This window comes from Algoriphagus sp. 10J20-15 (assembly GCF_055809615.1).
On the sequence record NZ_JBVVUG010000042.1, the window covers coordinates 1 to 17,804 of the forward strand.

Annotated in this window: 18 protein-coding genes, 3 tRNA genes and 5 pseudogenes; 15 read left to right on the top strand and 11 right to left on the bottom strand. The window is 45.7% G+C overall.

Annotated features, from left to right (window positions below; translation table 11 throughout):
- Window positions 1-106: 106 nt before the first annotated feature.
- The 5 genes from AC0L6R_RS17640 to AC0L6R_RS17660 are packed head-to-tail and all read left to right on the top strand — an operon-like array spanning window position 107 to window position 4,340.
- Window positions 107-1,351, top strand: coding sequence for a dihydroorotase (locus AC0L6R_RS17640; RefSeq protein WP_473272370.1), 1,245 nt, complete (start codon window positions 107-109; stop codon window positions 1,349-1,351).
- Window positions 1,344-1,856, top strand: a complete 513-nt coding sequence (locus tag AC0L6R_RS17645) for a DUF4199 domain-containing protein (protein WP_283414773.1) — start codon at window positions 1,344-1,346, stop codon at window positions 1,854-1,856. The genes AC0L6R_RS17640 and AC0L6R_RS17645 overlap by 8 nt, the downstream gene beginning before the upstream one ends.
- A gap of 7 nt (window positions 1,857-1,863) precedes the next feature.
- Window positions 1,864-2,412 (top strand): DUF4199 domain-containing protein, encoded by a 549-nt coding sequence (locus AC0L6R_RS17650; RefSeq protein ID WP_473272371.1) that lies wholly within the window; start codon window positions 1,864-1,866, stop codon window positions 2,410-2,412.
- 3 nt (window positions 2,413-2,415) lie between these two features.
- Window positions 2,416-3,378 (top strand): glycosyltransferase family 2 protein, encoded by a 963-nt coding sequence (locus AC0L6R_RS17655; RefSeq protein WP_473272373.1) that lies wholly within the window; start codon window positions 2,416-2,418, stop codon window positions 3,376-3,378.
- The gene (locus AC0L6R_RS17660; RefSeq protein WP_473272374.1) at window positions 3,378-4,340 is read left to right on the top strand and encodes a glycosyltransferase family 2 protein; all 963 of its coding nucleotides are present in this window, start codon (window positions 3,378-3,380) and stop codon (window positions 4,338-4,340) included. The genes AC0L6R_RS17655 and AC0L6R_RS17660 overlap by 1 nt, the downstream gene beginning before the upstream one ends.
- Here the strand turns inward: AC0L6R_RS17660 and AC0L6R_RS17665 are convergent.
- Window positions 4,337-5,100: pseudogene (locus AC0L6R_RS17665) on the bottom strand (class I SAM-dependent methyltransferase). The gene AC0L6R_RS17660 and the pseudogene AC0L6R_RS17665 overlap by 4 nt on opposite strands.
- 184 nt (window positions 5,101-5,284) lie before the next feature.
- Here AC0L6R_RS17665 and AC0L6R_RS17670 point away from each other — a divergent pair.
- Together AC0L6R_RS17670 and AC0L6R_RS17675 are read left to right on the top strand one after the other, a co-directional pair.
- Window positions 5,285-5,785 carry a hypothetical protein gene (locus AC0L6R_RS17670; protein ID WP_473272375.1) on the top strand — a complete coding sequence of 167 codons (501 nt, stop codon included), beginning with the start codon at window positions 5,285-5,287 and terminating at the stop codon, window positions 5,783-5,785.
- Window positions 5,745-6,782 (top strand): TolC family protein, encoded by a 1,038-nt coding sequence (locus AC0L6R_RS17675; RefSeq protein WP_473272377.1) that lies wholly within the window; start codon window positions 5,745-5,747, stop codon window positions 6,780-6,782. The genes AC0L6R_RS17670 and AC0L6R_RS17675 overlap by 41 nt, the downstream gene beginning before the upstream one ends.
- Window positions 6,783-6,787: 5 nt before the next feature.
- Here the strand turns inward: AC0L6R_RS17675 and AC0L6R_RS17680 are convergent, their stop codons facing one another.
- The 8 genes and pseudogenes from AC0L6R_RS17680 to AC0L6R_RS17715 form a co-directional block, all read right to left on the bottom strand.
- Window positions 6,788-6,985 carry a type II toxin-antitoxin system antitoxin gene (locus AC0L6R_RS17680; protein ID WP_283414779.1) on the bottom strand — a complete coding sequence of 66 codons (198 nt, stop codon included), beginning with the start codon at window positions 6,983-6,985 and terminating at the stop codon, window positions 6,788-6,790.
- A 3-nt stretch (window positions 6,986-6,988) separates the two neighbouring features.
- Window positions 6,989-7,477: a hypothetical protein gene (locus AC0L6R_RS17685; RefSeq protein WP_473272378.1), complete on the bottom strand. Its 489-nt coding sequence runs from the start codon at window positions 7,475-7,477 to the stop codon at window positions 6,989-6,991.
- Between the two features lie 2 nt (window positions 7,478-7,479).
- Entirely contained in the window at window positions 7,480-8,331 is an 852-nt protein-coding gene (locus tag AC0L6R_RS17690) for an SPFH domain-containing protein (protein WP_473272379.1), read from the bottom strand.
- 117 nt (window positions 8,332-8,448) lie between these two features.
- A complete protein-coding gene (ftsY, locus tag AC0L6R_RS17695) occupies window positions 8,449-9,408 on the bottom strand; it encodes a signal recognition particle-docking protein FtsY (RefSeq protein WP_283414782.1) in 960 nt (319 codons plus the stop codon).
- 91 nt (window positions 9,409-9,499) lie between these two features.
- A complete protein-coding gene (locus AC0L6R_RS17700) occupies window positions 9,500-9,652 on the bottom strand; it encodes a DUF4295 domain-containing protein (protein ID WP_111610562.1) in 153 nt (50 codons plus the stop codon).
- Between the two features lie 37 nt (window positions 9,653-9,689).
- A complete protein-coding gene (rpmG, locus tag AC0L6R_RS17705; RefSeq protein ID WP_473272380.1) occupies window positions 9,690-9,872 on the bottom strand; it encodes a 50S ribosomal protein L33 in 183 nt (60 codons plus the stop codon).
- Window positions 9,873-9,903: 31 nt separating this feature from the next.
- Window positions 9,904-10,148 (bottom strand): annotated as a pseudogene (rpmB, locus tag AC0L6R_RS17710) (50S ribosomal protein L28).
- 102 nt (window positions 10,149-10,250) lie between these two features.
- A complete protein-coding gene (locus AC0L6R_RS17715) occupies window positions 10,251-10,409 on the bottom strand; it encodes a DUF5522 domain-containing protein (protein WP_283414783.1) in 159 nt (52 codons plus the stop codon).
- A 165-nt stretch (window positions 10,410-10,574) separates the two neighbouring features.
- Here AC0L6R_RS17715 and AC0L6R_RS17720 point away from each other — a divergent pair.
- From AC0L6R_RS17720 to AC0L6R_RS17730, 3 genes are all read left to right on the top strand, one after another.
- Window positions 10,575-10,648, top strand: a tRNA-Ile gene (locus AC0L6R_RS17720).
- Between the two features lie 14 nt (window positions 10,649-10,662).
- Window positions 10,663-10,735: transfer RNA gene (locus AC0L6R_RS17725), tRNA-Ala, on the top strand.
- Window positions 10,736-11,200: 465 nt separating this feature from the next.
- A complete protein-coding gene (locus tag AC0L6R_RS17730; protein WP_473272381.1) occupies window positions 11,201-11,635 on the top strand; it encodes a hypothetical protein in 435 nt (144 codons plus the stop codon).
- Window positions 11,636-11,854: 219 nt separating this feature from the next.
- On the opposite strand, the gene AC0L6R_RS17735 is transcribed toward AC0L6R_RS17730, so the two are convergent.
- The gene (locus AC0L6R_RS17735) at window positions 11,855-12,118 is read right to left on the bottom strand and encodes a hypothetical protein (protein ID WP_473272382.1); all 264 of its coding nucleotides are present in this window, start codon (window positions 12,116-12,118) and stop codon (window positions 11,855-11,857) included.
- A gap of 1,290 nt (window positions 12,119-13,408) precedes the next feature.
- Here AC0L6R_RS17735 and AC0L6R_RS17740 point away from each other — a divergent pair.
- Complete coding sequence (locus AC0L6R_RS17740) at window positions 13,409-13,795, top strand: hypothetical protein (protein ID WP_473272383.1); 387 nt, start codon at window positions 13,409-13,411, stop codon at window positions 13,793-13,795.
- Window positions 13,796-14,262: 467 nt separating this feature from the next.
- Here the strand turns inward: AC0L6R_RS17740 and AC0L6R_RS17745 are convergent.
- Window positions 14,263-14,326 (bottom strand) — tRNA-Ile (locus AC0L6R_RS17745).
- 396 nt (window positions 14,327-14,722) lie between these two features.
- Here AC0L6R_RS17745 and rpmB (AC0L6R_RS17750) point away from each other — a divergent pair.
- The 4 genes and pseudogenes from rpmB (AC0L6R_RS17750) to AC0L6R_RS17765 all read left to right on the top strand — a co-directional run bounded on the left by rpmB (AC0L6R_RS17750) (window position 14,723) and on the right by AC0L6R_RS17765 (window position 17,313).
- A pseudogene (gene rpmB / locus AC0L6R_RS17750) lies at window positions 14,723-14,975 on the top strand (50S ribosomal protein L28).
- Window positions 14,976-15,006: 31 nt separating this feature from the next.
- Window positions 15,007-15,187 (top strand): annotated as a pseudogene (gene rpmG, locus AC0L6R_RS17755) (50S ribosomal protein L33).
- A gap of 282 nt (window positions 15,188-15,469) precedes the next feature.
- Window positions 15,470-16,419 (top strand): annotated as a pseudogene (locus AC0L6R_RS17760) (signal recognition particle-docking protein FtsY); the annotation flags it as partial.
- Between the two features lie 393 nt (window positions 16,420-16,812).
- Complete coding sequence (locus AC0L6R_RS17765) at window positions 16,813-17,313, top strand: SPFH domain-containing protein (protein ID WP_473272386.1); 501 nt, start codon at window positions 16,813-16,815, stop codon at window positions 17,311-17,313.
- Window positions 17,314-17,804: the final 491 nt, after the last annotated feature.

A 17,804-nucleotide genomic window follows, 5' to 3' on the forward strand; every position in this document is an offset into this window, starting at 1 on the left:
TTAACAGGTTTTTGGATTTTTAGACTCTCACTTTTATCATAGTATTTTAAAATCCACTTTTCATTTTTAGAATATTGTTGCAGTTTTGCATCAAAGCCCAATTTGAATGTCTATTCTATTTAAAGGTCTCCGTCTTGTTAATTCTAATGGTTTAAATGAATCCAAGGATTATGTTTTTGATAATGGAGAATTAACTCTTGCTACTTCTAGCAATTCTTTCAAATTTGATCAAGAAATTGATTCCTCTAATTGGCTATTGTCAGAAGGATGGATAGATCTCCGATGTAGTATGGGAGAACCCGGTTATGAGTATAAGGAGTCTATTGAAAGTTTGGCTGAATCATTAGTATCTAGTGGTTTCTCAGCTGCTGTTATACTTCCTAATACCGATCCGGTAATTCAATCTAAGGGAGATGTAGATTTTGTCCTTAACAGATCGAAAAAGTATACCCCCGAATTTCTAATACAAGGTGCAGTCACTAAGGATACGGATGGAGAGAATTTGACAGAAATACTCGATATGCATCACCAATCTGGAGTATCTATTTTTGGTGAAGGCAATAAGCCATTAGCAAATGGAGATCGCTACATGAAAATTCTCCAATATCTCCAAAAGTTCAATGGAGTCCTTTTTGATCATGCTTATGATCCTTTATTAGCAATCTTTGGCCACATGCATGAGGGGGAAAATTCTACCATGCTTGGTGTAAAAGGAATTCCAAATCTTGCTGAAGATGTAGCCATTCAGAGAAATCTTGAGATTATCCGCTATACTGGCGGTCGAGTTCATTTTCAAACTGTAAACACTGCAAAAGGGGTTAACCTTATAAGGGGAGCAAAAGCTGAAGGGCTGAATGTTACCGCTGACATATCTATATATCAATTATTGTTTTCGGATGGAGACTTGATGGATTTTGATCCCAATCTTAAAGTGTTGCCGCCTTTTAGAGGTAATTTAGATAGAGATGCTTTGATGGAAGGTCTGAAAGATGGAACTATAGATGCTCTTGTAAGTAACCATCAACCGGAAGACCGTGATTCTAAATTCATGGAATTTGATTTGGCTAATTTTGGTATGGCAGGTTTGCAGACTTTTCTTCCAGCCCTGGTGAAACTTGAAAATGAGCTTGGATGGCCACTACTTATTGAGAAAATCACTTCCGGTCCAAAGGCTATATTGCCTCACAAACTTTGTAAATCATGGACCATATTTGATCCAGAAGCAAAATGGGATTTTGATGATAAGTCAAACAAATCTCTTTCATCTAATTCACCTTGGTATGGGAAAAAACTTAAAGGTCAGGTGAAATACGTGATTCAAAAAGGACAATTAGTACAAGCTGATGTATAAGTACTTTAGCTCAGCTTACAAATTTGGTGGAATAGCAGGTGCTTTTAGTGTTCTAGCATTCATCTCCCTTTCATTTTTGTACCCGGATCCTACTAACTTAAATCTCGTGTTTGGTTATGTGATTACTCCTGTTGCTATCTTTTTAGCAATTAAGTTTTTTAAGGAATACAGTAATAATGGTTATTTATCCTTTGCCGAAGGAATGTCTGTGGGGTTCGTAGCTTATATGTTAGAAGCAATGGTGTCTCTTGTGGGAATTTGGTTGGTACTTTTGCTACATACTACATTGTTTGAGCAAATCAAAGAATCAAAACTTGAAGTATTGTCCGGTAGTAAAGAATCCATAGTAGCTCAGGTGGGAGAAAATTCGTTTAACTTAACCCTTGAAAGTATTCGAAATATGGTGCCTTGGGATATCGCACTGAATGATGCGCTATGGAAAATCATCCCAGGACTGTTTTTTACTATTATTATATCTATTATTTTAAGGAAAAATCCTAACTAACGAACTCATGGAAGAACAACAGTCTCCTTTTCAGGCAGCAATAAAACCAGGTCTAACAATTGGTTTAGTCAGCTTAGCGCTCACCTTCATTGCATATTTTATTGATTCAACCCTACTAGGATCTGCTTGGTTTGGTTTGGTAGCCATAGTATTATTCTTTGTGTTAATTATTTATTTTGGTAAGGAGTATAGAACTGAAATTGGCGGTTTTATGAGTTTTGGGACAGCCTTTAACTTTAGTTTTATTGCCATGGTGATATCAGGGTTGATTGGGTTGTTAGGTCAAATTCTCTTATTCCATGTAATTGATCCTTCTTTAGCAAGCGTATTAGCAGATCAGGCCTTTGAAACTCAAATGTCCATGATGGAAAAATTTGGCCAAAACCCTGATTCTATGGATCCTGCCATGCTAGAACAAATGAGAGATAGCACTTCTAAAGGATTTACCTTGTCTGGCCAGCTTATGAGTTTTGGCTTTGGACTGATTGTGTATGCGATTATTGCCTTAATTTTGGGAGCTATTCTTAAGAAAAAGGATAAGTCTCTCGATTATTAAATTATGAGCCAAATTTCAGTTGTAGTTCCTGTATTTAACGAGGAGGAGTCACTGCCTGAATTAACTCAATGGATTAGCCGTGTCATGCATGATCACGGCTTTTCTTATGAGTTGATTTTCATCAATGATGGTAGTACTGATAATTCCTGGGGGATAATTAATTCGCTTTCCCAGCAATTCAATGAGGTGAGAGGGATTAATTTTACCAGAAACTACGGGAAATCCGCTGCATTGGATGCCGGGTTTAAGAAAGCCAGTGGTGATGTAGTGATCACTATGGATGCAGATCTTCAGGATAGCCCTGATGAAATTCCAGGCTTATATGTGATGATTACTGAAGGGAAATTTGATGTTGTTTCTGGATGGAAAAAGGAACGTCATGATCCATTAGGTAAAACTATTCCATCAAGATTCTTCAATGGAGTGACCCGATGGATTTCAGGGATTAAATTGCATGACTTTAATTGTGGCCTGAAAGCCTACCGACGCAAAGTAGTTAAGAATATCCAGATCTACGGGGAGATGCATCGATACATTCCCTTGCTTGCCAAATGGAATGGCTTTGGGAAAATAGGGGAAAAAGTAGTCCAGCATCAAGCCAGAAAGTACGGCTACTCGAAGTTTGGTCTTGAGCGGTTCTTGAATGGATTCTTGGATTTGATCTCGGTTTCTTTTGTACATAGATACAAAAAGAAGCCTATGCATTTTTTTGGCTTATTGGGTAGTTTTTCATTTTTGACAGGTTTCTTAATCACTTGTTGGTTGATCTTCGAAAAGGTTTACGGATTGAGTAAAGGCCATAATGTGAGAGAAATTACCGAGCAGCCTTTATTCTTTTTGGCATTGGTTGCTTTGATTATTGGAGTGCAATTATTTGTGACAGGCTTTATCGCTGAGCTGATGACTTCAAATCAATCCAAAGAAGCTGAATACAAAATTGACGAAGAGATAAACTTCGACTTTTAATGAAGTTTTCGGTAATCATACCGGTTTATAATCGACCTGAGGAGTTAAAAGAACTACTATTAAGTCTTGCTAAGCAAAGTCTTACTGCTTTTGAAGTGGTCGTAATTGAGGATGGATCTTCTATTGACTCATCAGAAATTATAAATGAATTCAGTTCACAACTAGATATTCAATACCTACCACAAGCAAACACAGGTCAAGGGTTTGCACGTAACAACGGGATGAAAATTGCCAATGGGGATTATTTTGTCATTCTGGATTCTGATGTGCTATTACCAAAAGATTATTTACAAAACCTTTCCAAAGCGATTCAAGATAGAAAGCTTGATGCATTTGGGGGACCCGATGCTGCTGCGGCTGATTTTTCTGATTTACAGAAAGCAATGGATTTCGCGATGACTTCGGTTTGGACTACTGGCGGCATTCGTGGAAAAATGAAGGACCCATCTAAATACCAAGCCCGTGGATTTAATATGGGGGTGTCAAAAGCTGTATTTGAGGCTACAGGTGGTTTTGCAGATCCAAATCAGGGAGAGGATATTGAATGGAGTATCCGTATTAAAAATGCTGGATTCAAACTTGAATTGGTTCGAGAGGCTTACGTTTATCACAAGCGTAAAAACACGCTTTTTTCATTTGCAAAGCAGGCTTTCTCCTTCGGAAGAAATCGGGTAAACGTATCAAGATTTCATCCAGATGCCATCAAGTTGGTTCATTGGCTACCCACAGCTTTTTTGCTTTTCAGCTTAAGTATTCCGGTTTTTTATTTTATGAATAATACCCTGTTTCAGATTTCCATTAGTCTATTTCTGGTTTGGAGTATTGGAGTTCTAGTGTCTTCTTCTTCGCAATACAACTCTTTAAAAATTGGGCTACTAAGTTGGCTGACCTCTATGTCACAGCTGTGTTCGTATGGACTTGGCTTACCCTTAGAGGTTTTCAGGAAATTGGTTAAGGGTTAATCTCCTTTTCTACAAACAAAGATTACTTCATCCGGAGGTAATGCATTTTGTTTGATTACTTCTGAAGCCAGCTCCTTTACAAATAAGTTTTCCTCAATACGTATTCCAGACTTTCTCAAGCGCTTTGCATAATCTCTTCCGAACTTTCGAACGTGATCTCTCTGCCCAAAAATCCGTTCTCTCTCGGTCGGGTCTGTAATAGATTTGTCTTCTAAAGTCTTTTCGATAGGGTAGACGGGCGATTGTAAGATGCCCACCCGCCAAGCTTCAATACTCGATTGAACTCAGCACAGGCCCTAAGGTCGTCATCTACATGTTCCAACACATGGTTGCAAAAGACTACATCAAAGCTGTTTTCGGGAAATGGAATGTCATGCACATCCATTTTGACTTTAGCCAAAGGCGATTCAATATCAGCAGTGATGTAATCCAAATTGTCTAACCCTTCAAACCTCTCTATAAAGCAATGCTCTGGCGCGACATGAAGTACTCGAAGCGGTGCCGTAAAGAAGTCTGTTTTTTCCTCGAGGAAAAGCCACATTAATCTATGTCTTTCCAAAGACAAGCAATTAGGACATAGCGCGTTTGCTCTTGCGATTCGGCCATAAGGCAAGAATTTTTTATAGCTGTGTTCACATACCGGGCAAGTGACATCTTTGCCAGAATTCATCTGTGCAAAAACTTTCATGACTAAAGGACTTACCCGCTGTAATAGTGGTCTCGGGACGTAACGAATTACGAAACTAATAATGGATTTCATTTTTGGATCTAATCAAGCTGCAAGTTACGCAAAAGGGCTAAAAGGAGGGTAATGAAATAGAATGTTTTGCTTTTTTAGATTTTTTAGGATTTGAGACACACTTAGGTTCTTGTTTGTGAGGAATCAATAACTATTTTAGTTGATCTGAATAGATTACCTTTTTCAATCAAATAATAAAGCCCTTATGAAGATTAGAATCTTACTATTTTTCAAACCCTTTTTACTGTTAACTATTTTGGGCTCAACTATCAATTTTGCAAGTGGTCAAGATGTAAAAACTTTTACGTTGCAAGAGTTAGTTCAGCAGGCAAAAGATAATTCTCCCCGGGCACTTCAGGCAAAAACCCAACGAGAGAATAGCTACTGGAGGTACAGACTATTTAAATCCAATTACAATCCTCAATTAAGGCTTTCGGGTACTATTCCTCAATATTATCAGGAATACAATAATATTACACAGCCAGATGGTTCTATTGAATTTATTGAGGTAAAGCAGAATTTGATGGACTTGGGATTGGGCTTGGAGCAGGTAATTGGGGCCACGGGTGGTACAGTTTCTGTAAATACCTCTACGAATAGGTTTGATAATTTTCTTTCCAACCGAGGTAACTCCACAAACAAGATATTCTGGCGTACCCATCAGTGTGGCTTTACAGCAGCCCATTTTTGCTTACAACAGATTTAAATGGGATAAAAAAATTCAGCCATTACTGTTTGAAGAAAGTAAGCGTGAATATGTACAGGATATGGAACAAGTATCAGTATTCGTGACTCAACTGTATTTTGACTATTTAACTGCACAGGTTAACTATGATATCGCCACAACAAATCTTAAGAATACCGAGAACATTTATTCCATTGAACAGAAGAGAAATAAACTTGGCGTAACACCAGAAGATGAACTTCTGCAAGTAGAGCTTCAGGTATTGAATGCGCGACAAGCTATGGCCGAGGCGCAATTGTCATTAGAAAGTGCCTCTTTTTCCATGAATGCATTTATAGGCTTAAATCAATCTTCTAAGCTGAACCTGATATCTCCGGTGGATATTCCGGAGTTTGACGTGGACGTTGAGCAAGCAATTTCCCTTGCTTTTCAAAACAGGTCAGAAGTAATTGGGTTTGACAGACAAAAGAATCAAGCTGAAGCGGAAGTGGCACAGGCTAAAGGTGATCGGTTTCAAGTTCAACTAAACGCTAGGTATGGGTACAATAATGCGGCTTTCAGTTTTCCGGATCTTTACCAAAATCCTAATACTCAGGCATTGGTCAGCCTAAATCTATCAGTTCCAATTTTGGATTGGGGTAGAAATAAGGCCAGAATGTCCGTAGCAATGGCAAATCAGGAATTAGTTAACTATACCGTTGAGCAGGAGCAAATTAATTTTCAGGAAAACATTTTCACAAAAGTGAAAAACTTTATCAACATTAAAGAGCGACTGAATGTGACCAAAGTTGCTTCAGATGTGGCTCAGAGAAGATATGATATTGCATTAAGTAGGTACCAAACTGGTAATGTAACTATCTCTAACCTCAATATAGCCCAGAGCGAAAAGGACACTAATAAAAGAGCATTTTATGAGTCCTTACGTGACTTTTGGGTTGCCTATTACGAGCTAAGATCACTTACTTTATATGATTTTGAAAAGGGGGAATTACTATATATACCAGAGGCTGAAAATTGAGAATGTTATTCCTGAATTGGGTTTTCGTCTGGCTTAGGGTTAGTTATGCTACCTTTAGGCAAGCGTCCAGCTTTTTTTAATGATTCCCTGATGATCCATTCCAGCTGACCATTGGTGCTGCGGAACTCATCTCCGGCCCATTTTTCGAGCGCTTTCATCATGTTCTCATCTAGCCGTAGAGCAAATGCTTTTTTCTTAGGCATAATTTATTCTTCCTTCCAATTTTCAATGAAAGCTGTCAGTTCTTTAGCCTTCATTGTCCCTATTAATATTTTTTTCTTTTCGCCTACATCTATTAAAAGTCCTTGATCTCCAAGAACTGAGTAAGCTTTGGTAGTTTTATTTCCTTTAAATCCCCATCCTCCATAGTCTGAGATGGGGCTATAGTTAATGACTTTGTATGACTTAATTGTTTCTTTTTGGAAACTTCGCCACTGACGAATAAAGGGCGTGTATCTGAAAGAAATACTTTTATCATCAATCCTTGTTTCAAGTTTCAGATTGAAAATCAGGATGAAAACTAGAATCAATGAGCCAATAACTACTCCCAGTGCAATCGCCATTTCTTGTTTGTCATCGGTGGTAGCATATAATACAATCATTAAGATAATCACTGGTACCTCTGTCAAAATCATGACGTACATAATCCAAGTACCTAGATAAGATTGGCTTTCTTTGAAAATGCGATTAGCCATGGCTATTGATTAAGCGTGCCTACATTTAGTACAGGACTGGCACTTTTGTCGGAACAGAGAACTACCATCAAGTTCGATACCATTACGGCCTTTTTCTCGTCATCAAATTCAATGATGTCTTTTAATTTCAAATCTGCTAATGCCATTTCTACCATTCCAACAGCTCCTTCAACAATTTTTTGTCTTGCCGCTACGATAGCAGTTGCCTGTTGTCTTTGGAGCATGGCTGATGCAATCTCAGAGGCATAAGCCAAGTGAGAAATTCGAGCTTCAATTACTTTGATCCCCGCATGATGTAGACGTTCACTGATCTCTTGCTCTAAGGAATGGTTGACATCTTCAACGCCAGATCGGAGTGTGACCTCAGCTTCTTCAGCTTCAAAATTATCATATGGATATAGTCCAGCCATCTTTCGTATTGCTGCGTCTGACTGTAAGTGAACAAAGTTTTCATAATCATCCACATCAAATGTTGCCTTGAAGGTATCTTCCACTTGCCAAACTACGATGGTTCCGATCATTACCGGATTGCCTATTTTGTCGTTCACTTTGACTGGCTTGTTTTCAAAATTTCTCACTCGAAGTGAGATTTTCTTTTTTGTCATAAAAGGATTAACCCAGTAAAAGCCATTGTCTTTTACACTTCCTTTATAGTTTCCGAAAAGTAGAAGTACCATTGATTTATTTGGTTCTACGATGAAGAACCCACCTAGACTTATTAGTGCTACCACTACCGATAAGATGCCGACGACAATCATGATTTGCTGAACAAAAAGGGCAACTGCCAAAATAATAAGTGCAAGTACAAACAGGATCATAAAGTATCCTGACATAGGTTTAGTTATTTTTTCCATGTTAATATGATGTTAAAATGATATCATATTAAATTACGCTAAAGTTTGATTAAGGTTCAAGTTTTTGCAAAAAAAATACCCCGATATTAGTCGGGGTATTTGATTAAGTTCGGTTCCTTATTTTTTCTTCGTAAAAAGTGAATCGACAAATTCTTTCCGATTAAAGATTTGTAAATCAGTCATTTTCTCGCCTACTCCAATGTATTTGACTGGAATTTTAAATTGATCTGAGATGCCAATCACCACACCGCCTTTGGCAGTTCCATCAAGTTTGGTGATGGCTAATGAAGTGATTTCTGTGACTTTTGTAAATTCTTTTGCCTGAATAAATGCATTTTGGCCAGTAGATCCATCTAAAACGAGGAGGATCTCATGCGGTGCATCAGGGATGAATTTTTGCATTACGCGCTTGATTTTGCCAAGTTCATTCATCAGATTCACTTTGGTGTGGAGTCGCCCGGCAGTATCAATTATGACGACATCTGCATTAGAATCCACTCCTTGCTTTACCGCATCGAACGCTACCGACGCAGGATCTGTATTCATGCCATGAGACACAACAGGAACGCCGACTCTGTTTCCCCAGAGTATCAATTGATCTACCGCCGCAGCTCTAAATGTATCTGCAGCACCTAGGATTACTGATTTTCCTGCGGATTGGAAAAGATTTGCCAGTTTCCCTATTGTTGTCGTTTTGCCAACACCGTTCACTCCCACCACCATGATTACATAAGGTTTCTTTCCCTCCGGTAAATCAAAATCCATTAAATCTTGAGAATTGTTTTCCTTCAGAAGGTTTTCAATTTCTTCTTTGAGAATCACGTCGAGCTCCGCTGTGTTTACATATTTGTCACGCGCTACTCGTTCTTCAATTCGTTGAATTACTTTGATTGTAGTGTCCACCCCCACGTCAGAGGTGATTAGTATTTCTTCCAATTCATCCAAAATCTCATCGTCCACTTTGGACTTGCCGACTACGGCTTTACTGAGTTTTGAAAAAATGTTTTCGCTTGATTTCTGAAGGCCTTGATCGAGGCTTTCTTTCTTGTCTTTTGAAAAGAAACCAAAGATTCCCATGGGTATGCGTTTTAAAAGTGGAATATAACGAAAAAGTCCCTGCTGACCGATGGACAGAGGGACTAGAATGCCTTATGCTGCAATTTGCAACTTATTTTTTCAAGGTGTCCTGTACCAATGGGGAAGGAACCATTTCTTCTCTGAAGGTATAAGCGCCAGTCTTCTCAGATCTAACAGCCTTGATAACTTTGGCGTAAGTTACGCCGCCTTCTTTCTTAAGGGTTGCTACTACTTTCTTAGCCATAATTTTATCGTTTTAACGGAATTGCTTCCGAGCTAAATTATTTAATTTCTTTATGAACAGTTACCTTCTTCATAATTGGATTGAATTTTTTCAATTCCAATCTTTCAGTAGTATTTTTTCTATTCTTGGTAGTGATGTATCTTGAAGTACCTGGGAATCCAGAAGCTTTGTGCTCCGTGCATTCCATAATCACTTGTACTCTATTGCCTTTCTTAGCCATCTTTGTATTGATTTTAAGGTAGTGACCTTGATTATCTGATTACAATCATCCCGTTATCCTGAGCTTCTTTCAAAACCGCAGTGATACCTTTCTTATTGATAGTCTTCAATGCCTTAGTACAAACTTTCAAAGTGATCCATGGATCTTCTTCTGTGCAACGTAGAACGTCTTCTTGTGAAGATTTGGGTAGAATCTACGCTTAGTCTTGTTGTTTGCATGGGAGACGTTGTTACCTACTCGAGGTCTTTTTCCGGTTATGTCACAAACTTTTGCCATGGTAATGTATAGTAAATTGTATCCGTTTCTGTAATGAGTCTGCAAATATCGGAACTTTTTGGGGATATGCAACAATGCATTTCAAAAATATTCCCTTTTATATCAGACTTTTGGGTAGGGACAGTGTTTACAGCCGTTCCCGCAGCAATAGCCCCGTTTTAGATGATAACTTTTTGTGAAAACCATCAGTCCTTGCTCGTTGAAATAGAAGTCTTCCGAACTTAATGGGCTACTAGGTTGAGGGTTCTTCGGATCTTTCATGTTCGGGCAAAGGCAATTACTATATTTGGACTTGACGAGTCCTTATTATATAGTATACAAAATTACGAAAAACATGCAGACTATCACAGAGCCGAAGCATCCGAATTCAGCTAGCGCTGACGGCGTGGGGTAATGTAAGCGAGGCTGTTATACAGGAACATACGAGGGGCTATAGCTCAGGCGGTTAGAGCGCTTCGCTGATAACGAAGAGGTCCCAGGTTCAAGTCCTGGTAGCCCCACTCCATCCCCATTCGGGGCCTTAGCTCAATTGGTAGAGCGCCTGCTTTGCAAGCAGGAGGTCAGGGGTTCGATTCCCCTAGGCTCCGCTCTCGCTAGCACGCCGCCGCTTCTCCGGCGTGCGCCGCTCCGCGCACCGAGCGTGGTGAGCCGCTCCGCTCTGCTGGCCAGCACGCCGCGGCTAGCCGGTTCGTTCGCTTCGCGCACCGAGCGCGGTCGCTCACTCGCTGGGCTTCTCTTCACGCCGGCGCTTCTGCGGTCGGTCGCGGTCAGCTCGCCGTCGAGCAGGCCGGTCTCGGCGAGCACGTCTCGGAGGGCGTCGCGCGAGCGCACCCCCGGCTTCGGTGGCCGAACTGCAGCTGATTGTCGACCGTGCGCACCGAGATGCCGAGCTCCTCGGCGATCTCCCGGAAGCGCGCCGGCGGGCCGCGGCGCCGGCGACGTCGGGTTCCGCGGGGTGAGGACGGCCGGTCCGCCGAGTGCAGGAGCGGCCGTGAATGTCGCCGCGCAAGGCGAGCGCCGCGGCGGCCAGCCGGCGGTGGTGAGCGTCGGAGATGTCGCCGCGACCCGCCATCCCAGCACGTCGACAGGCGCACGCGGTCAAGGCGTTCTTCGACGAAACGGGCGGCGGCCGCGATGACCTGCTCAACGCGGCCCAGCGGCTCGACGGCGCGCGCCACGTCGAGCACCGCGAGTGCCGGCTCGATCCTCTCGATCGAGTTCTGGCGCGGCGCTCCGGCGACCCGGGCCGTGCGGTCGATCTCGCCGAAGCGCAGCGCGTGGGCGAGGGTGAGAGCGCCGATGAAATCGTAGAAGTCGATGGCATCCTCGACGGCGCGCAGGATGACCTCGGCGGCCCGCGCCGCTTCACCGGCGGCTGCGGCGAGGAACGCCTCGCGCTCGGCGCGGGCGACTTCGCGGCACCGCTCACCCGGCCCAGCGGCGTCGAGTCGTTGTCGAGCATCCGAGCGGCGTCGGCGGTGTCGTAGGCACTGCGCGGCGATGGCGAGCGCACCACACAGGCGAACGGCGTCAGCTCGCCGCCATCCGGACGACAGCGCTGCTCGAGCGCGAGATCGGCAAGAGCCTTGGCCTCGGCGAACCGGCCATCGTCGGGGTACGTGCCGGGCGAGGACGCCGTGAAGAATCCCACCTCCTCGTGGGCCTCGGCGCGAAGCGACTCGAGATAGGAGGCCGCGGCGGCGCCGTCACCCGCTCCCGAAGCGCGCAGAACCGTTCGATGCCAGGGCGATCGCGGCCGAGGGGGCATCATCGCCCAGCACCTCCCGCGGCACCGCGAGCGCGACCGCCGACGTTCGCGCCGCCGTGAACTCGCCCCGCGCGGCCGCCGCGATCGTCGCCGCGATCACGCTCGGCACCGGGCCGGCGAAGGAAACCTCGGCGAGGGTGCGCCACCTCCAGAGGTCCGCATCGAGCGGGAGCCGTGTCGCCCGCATCCAGGTCTGGCGCACTTCCTGCCCGTGTGCGATGGCGGCGGAGGGATCGCCTCGAACAGGAATGCGAGATGCTGCCCCGCAATAGCGCGTGCAGCGCGATCTTCTCCCGAGGCTTCTGCGCCAACCCGGCGGCATCGTCGAAGCGCGCATCGGCGATGTCGGTTTCACCGACCGCCGAGGCGGCGGTCGCGGCCGTGAGCTGGGCGGCGAAGGCCGCGGCACGGCGACCCGGGAGCTGCGCCGCGGCGGCGGCCAGCCGCGAGGCCCCGCGCACGTCGCCGGTCGCGGTCGCGTAGCCGGCGGCCCAGGTCAGCTCCGTCGGATCGGTCGGGCGGCCCGCGCCAAAGCTCCCACTCGGCGGCGCGAAAGCGCCGGGCGGGAGCCGCGTCACGGCGAAGGAGTCGGAGCGCCTCGCCGTGACGCGGCTGCCCGCCAGGCGCTTCGCGCCGCCAATGGGGAGCTTGGTCACCCCGACCGATCCGACGGAGCTGAGCCCTAGCCCTTCCGCTGCTGACCGCGACCCGGCAACGCGCGCGGGGCCTCGCGGCTGGCCGCCGCCACAGCGTTCCCGGGTCGCCGTGCCAGTCGCCGCCCAGCTCACGCACGTTTCGCCGCCTCCCGGGCGGTCGGTGAACTCGACATCGCCGATGCGCGTTTCGACGATGCCGGGTTGCGCAGAAGCCTCGGGAGAAATTAGCATCACCTCCGGGGATCGCGGGGAGCATCTCGCATTCGTCGAGGCGATCCCTCCGCCGTCGGCGCACGGGGAGGAGGTGCGCCAGCGGCTGGATGCGGGCGACGCCGCTCCACTAGATGTGGAGGTGGCGCCCCCCTCGCCGAAGGTTCGGGGGCGCCCCGTCGCAGCGCGATCGCGGCGACGATCGCGGCGGCCGCGCGGGCGATTTCACGGCGGCGCGAACGTCGGCGGTCGCGCTCGCGGTGCCGCAGGAAGTGTAGGCGATTGAGGCGCCTCGGCCGCGATCGCCCTCGGCATCGAACGGTTCCGCGCTTCGCAAGCGGGCGACGGCGCCGCCGCGGCCTCCTATCTCAAGTCGCTTCGCGCCGAGGGCGCGTCTCACGGCGCTGCTCGCCTGGCAGCGGCCAGGCGATGGCCCCTCGCCGAGGCCGAGGCTCTTGCCGATCTCGCGCTCGAGGCTCGGTGTCATTGGGATGGCGGCGAGCTGACGCTCGCCGCAGTGCGCGCCGCGATCGCCGCGCAGCGCGACACCGCGACGGCCGCTCGGGAACGGAGCGAAGCTCGACGCACTGGGCCGGTGAGCGGTGCGGCGAGGACTCCGCCCGCGCGTGCGAGGCGTTCCTCGCCGCAAGCGGCCGGTGAGCCGGCGCGGGCCGCGTCATCGTGGAGAGGATGCCATCGACTCCTCCTACGATTTCATCGGCGCTCTCACCCTCGCCCACGCGTTGCGCTTCGGCGAGATCGACCGCACGGCCCGGGTCGCCGAGGCGCTCTGCCAGAACTCGATCGAGAGGATCGAGCCGGCACTCGCGGTGCTCGACGCGGCGCGTGCCGTCGAGTCAGGTCCGCATCGAGCAGGTCATCGCGGCCGCCGCCGTTTGTCGAAGAACGCCTTGACCGCATGCATCGAACGTGTCCGGGGATGGCGGGTCGCGGCGACATCTCCGACGCTGACCACCGCCGGCTGGCCGCCGCGGCACTGCGCGGCGACATGAACGCCCCGCTCCTGCGGCTCGGCGGACCGGCCGCTGCTGGCCCCGCGCGAACTCGACGTCGCCCGCGCCCCGCGCCCGGTTGCGCTCCCGGGGAAGTCGCTGAGGGACTCGGGCGTCTGGCGCACGGTACGATAGACTGCAGTCGGCCTACCGAAGCTTGGGGGTGCGCTCGCGGAGCGACGCCCTCCGAGACGTGCTCGCCGAGACCGGCCTGCTCACGGCGAGCTGGGCCCGCCCGCCGCAGAAGCGCCGGCGTGAAGAGAAGCCCTAAAGCGTCCGCGCTCGGTGGCGAACGCACGGGCGGCGGCGCGTCCAGCAGAGCGAAGCGCAACGAGGACCGCGCTCTGCGCGGAGCGCACGCAGAACGGGGCGGCGTGCTAGCGAGAGCAAGTAGAGCCTGGGGAATCGAACCCCTGAGCCTGCAAAGCAGGCGCTCTACCAATTGAGCTGAGCGAATGGGGATGGAGTGGGGCTACCAGGACTTGGAGCCTGTTTCGTTATCAGCGAAGCACTCGCCTGAGCTATAGCCCCCTCTTCGGCATGTTCCGCAGAACAGCCTCGCTACGTTACCCACGCCGTCAGCGTGAGCCAATTGGGATGCTTCGGCTCTGTGATAGTCTGCATGTTTTTCGTAATTTTGTATACTATATAATAAGGACTCGTCAAGTCCAAATATAGTCGTCCCTTTGCCCGAACCATGAAAGATCCGAAGAACCCTCAACCTAGTAGGCCATAAGTTCGGAAGCTCTTGTTCAACGAGCAAGGACTGATGGTTTTCACAAAAAGTTATAGAAACAAGCTGTGCTACAGGAAGCAGGTACTAAACACTGTCCCTACCAAAAGTCTGATATAAAAGGGAATATTTTTGAAATGCATATTTCTATATGCTCCAATATTGCAGAATTACAGAAACGGATACAATTTACTATACATTACCATGGCAAAAGTTTTGACATAACCGGAAAAAGACCTCAATTAGGTAACAACGTCTCCCATGCAAACAGACAAGAACTAAGCGTAGATTCTTACCCAATCCACGAGAAGACGTTCTACGTTCCAGAGAAGTGCATGGATCACTTTGAAAGTTTGTACTAAGGCATTGAAGACTATCAATAAGAGAAAGGTATCACTGCGGTTTTGAAAAAGCTTTCAGGATAACGGGATGATTGTAATCAGATAATCAAGGTCACTACCTTAAAATCAATACAAAGATGGCTAAGAAAGGCAATAGTACAAGTGATTATGGAATGCACGGAGCACAAAGCTTCTGGATTGCCAGGTACTTCAAGATACATCACTACCAAGAATAGAAAAAATACTACTGAAAGATTGGAATTGAAAAAATTCAATCCAATTATGAAGAAGGTAACTGTTCATAAAGAAATTAAATAATTTAGCTCAAAGCATCCAGTTAAAACGATAAAATTATAGTTATAGCAACCCTTAAGAAAAGCATAATCACTTACACCAAAGTTTCAACTATCAACTCAAAGAGCTCAGCATTACCTTCAGAGAAGAAATGGTTCCTTCCCCATTGGTACAGGACACCTTAAAAAATAAGTTGCAAATTGCCAAGCATGGGCACGGCATTCTCATCCCTCTGTCCATCGGTCAGCAGGGACTTTTTCGTTATATTCCACTTTTAAAACGCATACCCATGGGAATCTTTCAGTTTCAAAAGACAAGAAAGAAAGCCTCGATCAAGGCCTTCAGAAATCAAGACGAAAACATTTTTTTTCAAAACTCAGTAAAGCCGTAGTCGGCAAGTCCAAAGTGGACGATGAGATTTTGGATGAATTGGAAGAAATACTAATCACCTCACGTGGGGGTGGACACTACAATCAAAGTAATTCAACGAATTGAAGAACGAGTAGCGCGTGACAAATATGTAAACACAGCGGAGCTCGACGTGATTCTCAAAGAAGTTGAAACCTTGTAAAGGAAAACAATTCTCAAGATTTAATGGATTTTAATTTACCGGAGGGAAAGAAACCTTATGTAATCATGGTGGTGGGAGTGAACGGTGTTGGCGAAACAACAACAATAGGGGAAACTGGCAAATCTTTTCCAATGCACAGGAAAATCAGTAATCCTAGGTCCTGCGAGATACATTTAGAGCTGCGGCGGTAGATCAATTGATACTCTGGGGAAACAGAGTCGGCGTTCCTGTCTGTGTCTCATGGCATGAATACAGATCCTGCGTAGATTGTCGATTTGATGGCGGGAGGGCAAAATAGATCTAATGGGGATCCTGCATCATAATTGATACTACAGCATTCCCACACCAAAGTGAATCTGATGAATGAACTTGGCAAAATCAAGCGCGTGATGCAAAAATTCATCCCTGATGCACCGCCTCCCTCGTTTTAGATGGATCTACTGGCCAAAATGCATTTATTCAGGCAAAAGAATTTACAAAAGTCACAGAAATCACTTCATTAGCCATCACCAAACTTGTAGGAAAGGCGGTGGGGTAATTGGGCGTCTCAGATCAATTTAAAATTCCAGTCAAATACATTGGAGTAGGCGAGAAAATAACTGATTTACAAATCTTTAATCGGAAAGAATTTGTCACTTTTACGAAGAAAAATAAGGAACCGAACTTAATCAAATACCCCGACTAAGGAGATTTTTTTTTGCAAAACTTGAACCTTATCGAACTTTTCTAGCCTTTTAACATCATATTAACATGGAAAAAATAACTAAACTTATGTCAGGATACTTTATGATCCTGTTTGTACTTGCACTTATTATTTTGGCAGTTCCCTTTTTGTTCAGCAAATCATGATTGTGCTCGTGGCATCTTATGGGTAGTCGTCCTATTAATAAGTCTAGGTGCGCGTAGAACCGAATAATCAATGGTATTTCTCCTTTTCAGAATTATAAAGGAAGTGTAAAAGACAATGGCTTTTACTGGGTTAAATTATTTTTATGACAAAAAAGAAAATCTCACTTCGAGTGAGAAATTTTGAAAACAAGCCAGTCAAAGTGAACGACAAATAGGCAATGAGGAAATAATGAACCAGTCAGTAGTTTGGCAAGTGGAAGATACCTTCAAGGCAACATTTGATGTGGATGATTATGAAAACTGTCACTTACAGTCAGACGCAGCAATACGAAAGATGGCTAGAGACTATCCATATGATAATTTTGAAGCTGAAGAAGCTGAGGTCACACTCCGATCTGGCGTTGAATGTCAACCATTCCTTAGAGCAAGAGATCAAGTAAACATGCATCATGCGGGGATCAAAGTAATTGAAGCTCGAATTTCTCACTTGGCTTATGCCTCTGAGATTGCATCAGCCATGCTCCAAAGACAACAGGCAACTGCTATCGTAGCGGCAAGACAAAAAATTGTTGATGTTGGAATGGTAGAAATGGCATTAGCAGATTTGAAATTAAAAGACATCATTGAATTTGATGACGAGAAAAAGGCCGTAATGGTATCGAACTTAATGGTGATTTCTCTGTTCCGACAAAAGTGCCAGTCCTGTACTAAATGTAGGCCTAATCAATAGCCATGGCTAATCGCATTTTCAAAGAAAAGCCGATCTTATCTAGGTACTTGGATTATGTACGTCATGATTTTGACAGAGGTACCAGTGATTATCTTAATGATTGTATTATATGCTACCACCGATGACAAACAAGAAATGGCGATTGCACTGGGACAGTAGTTATTGGCTCATTGATTCTAGTTTTCATCCTGATTTTCAATCTGAAACTTGAAACAAGGATTGATGATAAAAAGTATTTCTTTACGATCACGCCTTTTATTCGTCAGTGGCGAAGTTTCCAAAAAGAAACAATTAAGTGGATTCAAAGTCATTAACTATAGCCCCATTTCAGACTATGGAGGATGGGGATTTAAAGGAAATAAAACTACCAAAGCTTACTACGTTCTTTGGAGATAGAGGACTTTTAATAGATGTAGGCGAAAAGAAAAAAATATTAATAGGGACAATGAAGGCTAAAGAACTGACAGCTTTCATTGAAAATTGGAAGGAAG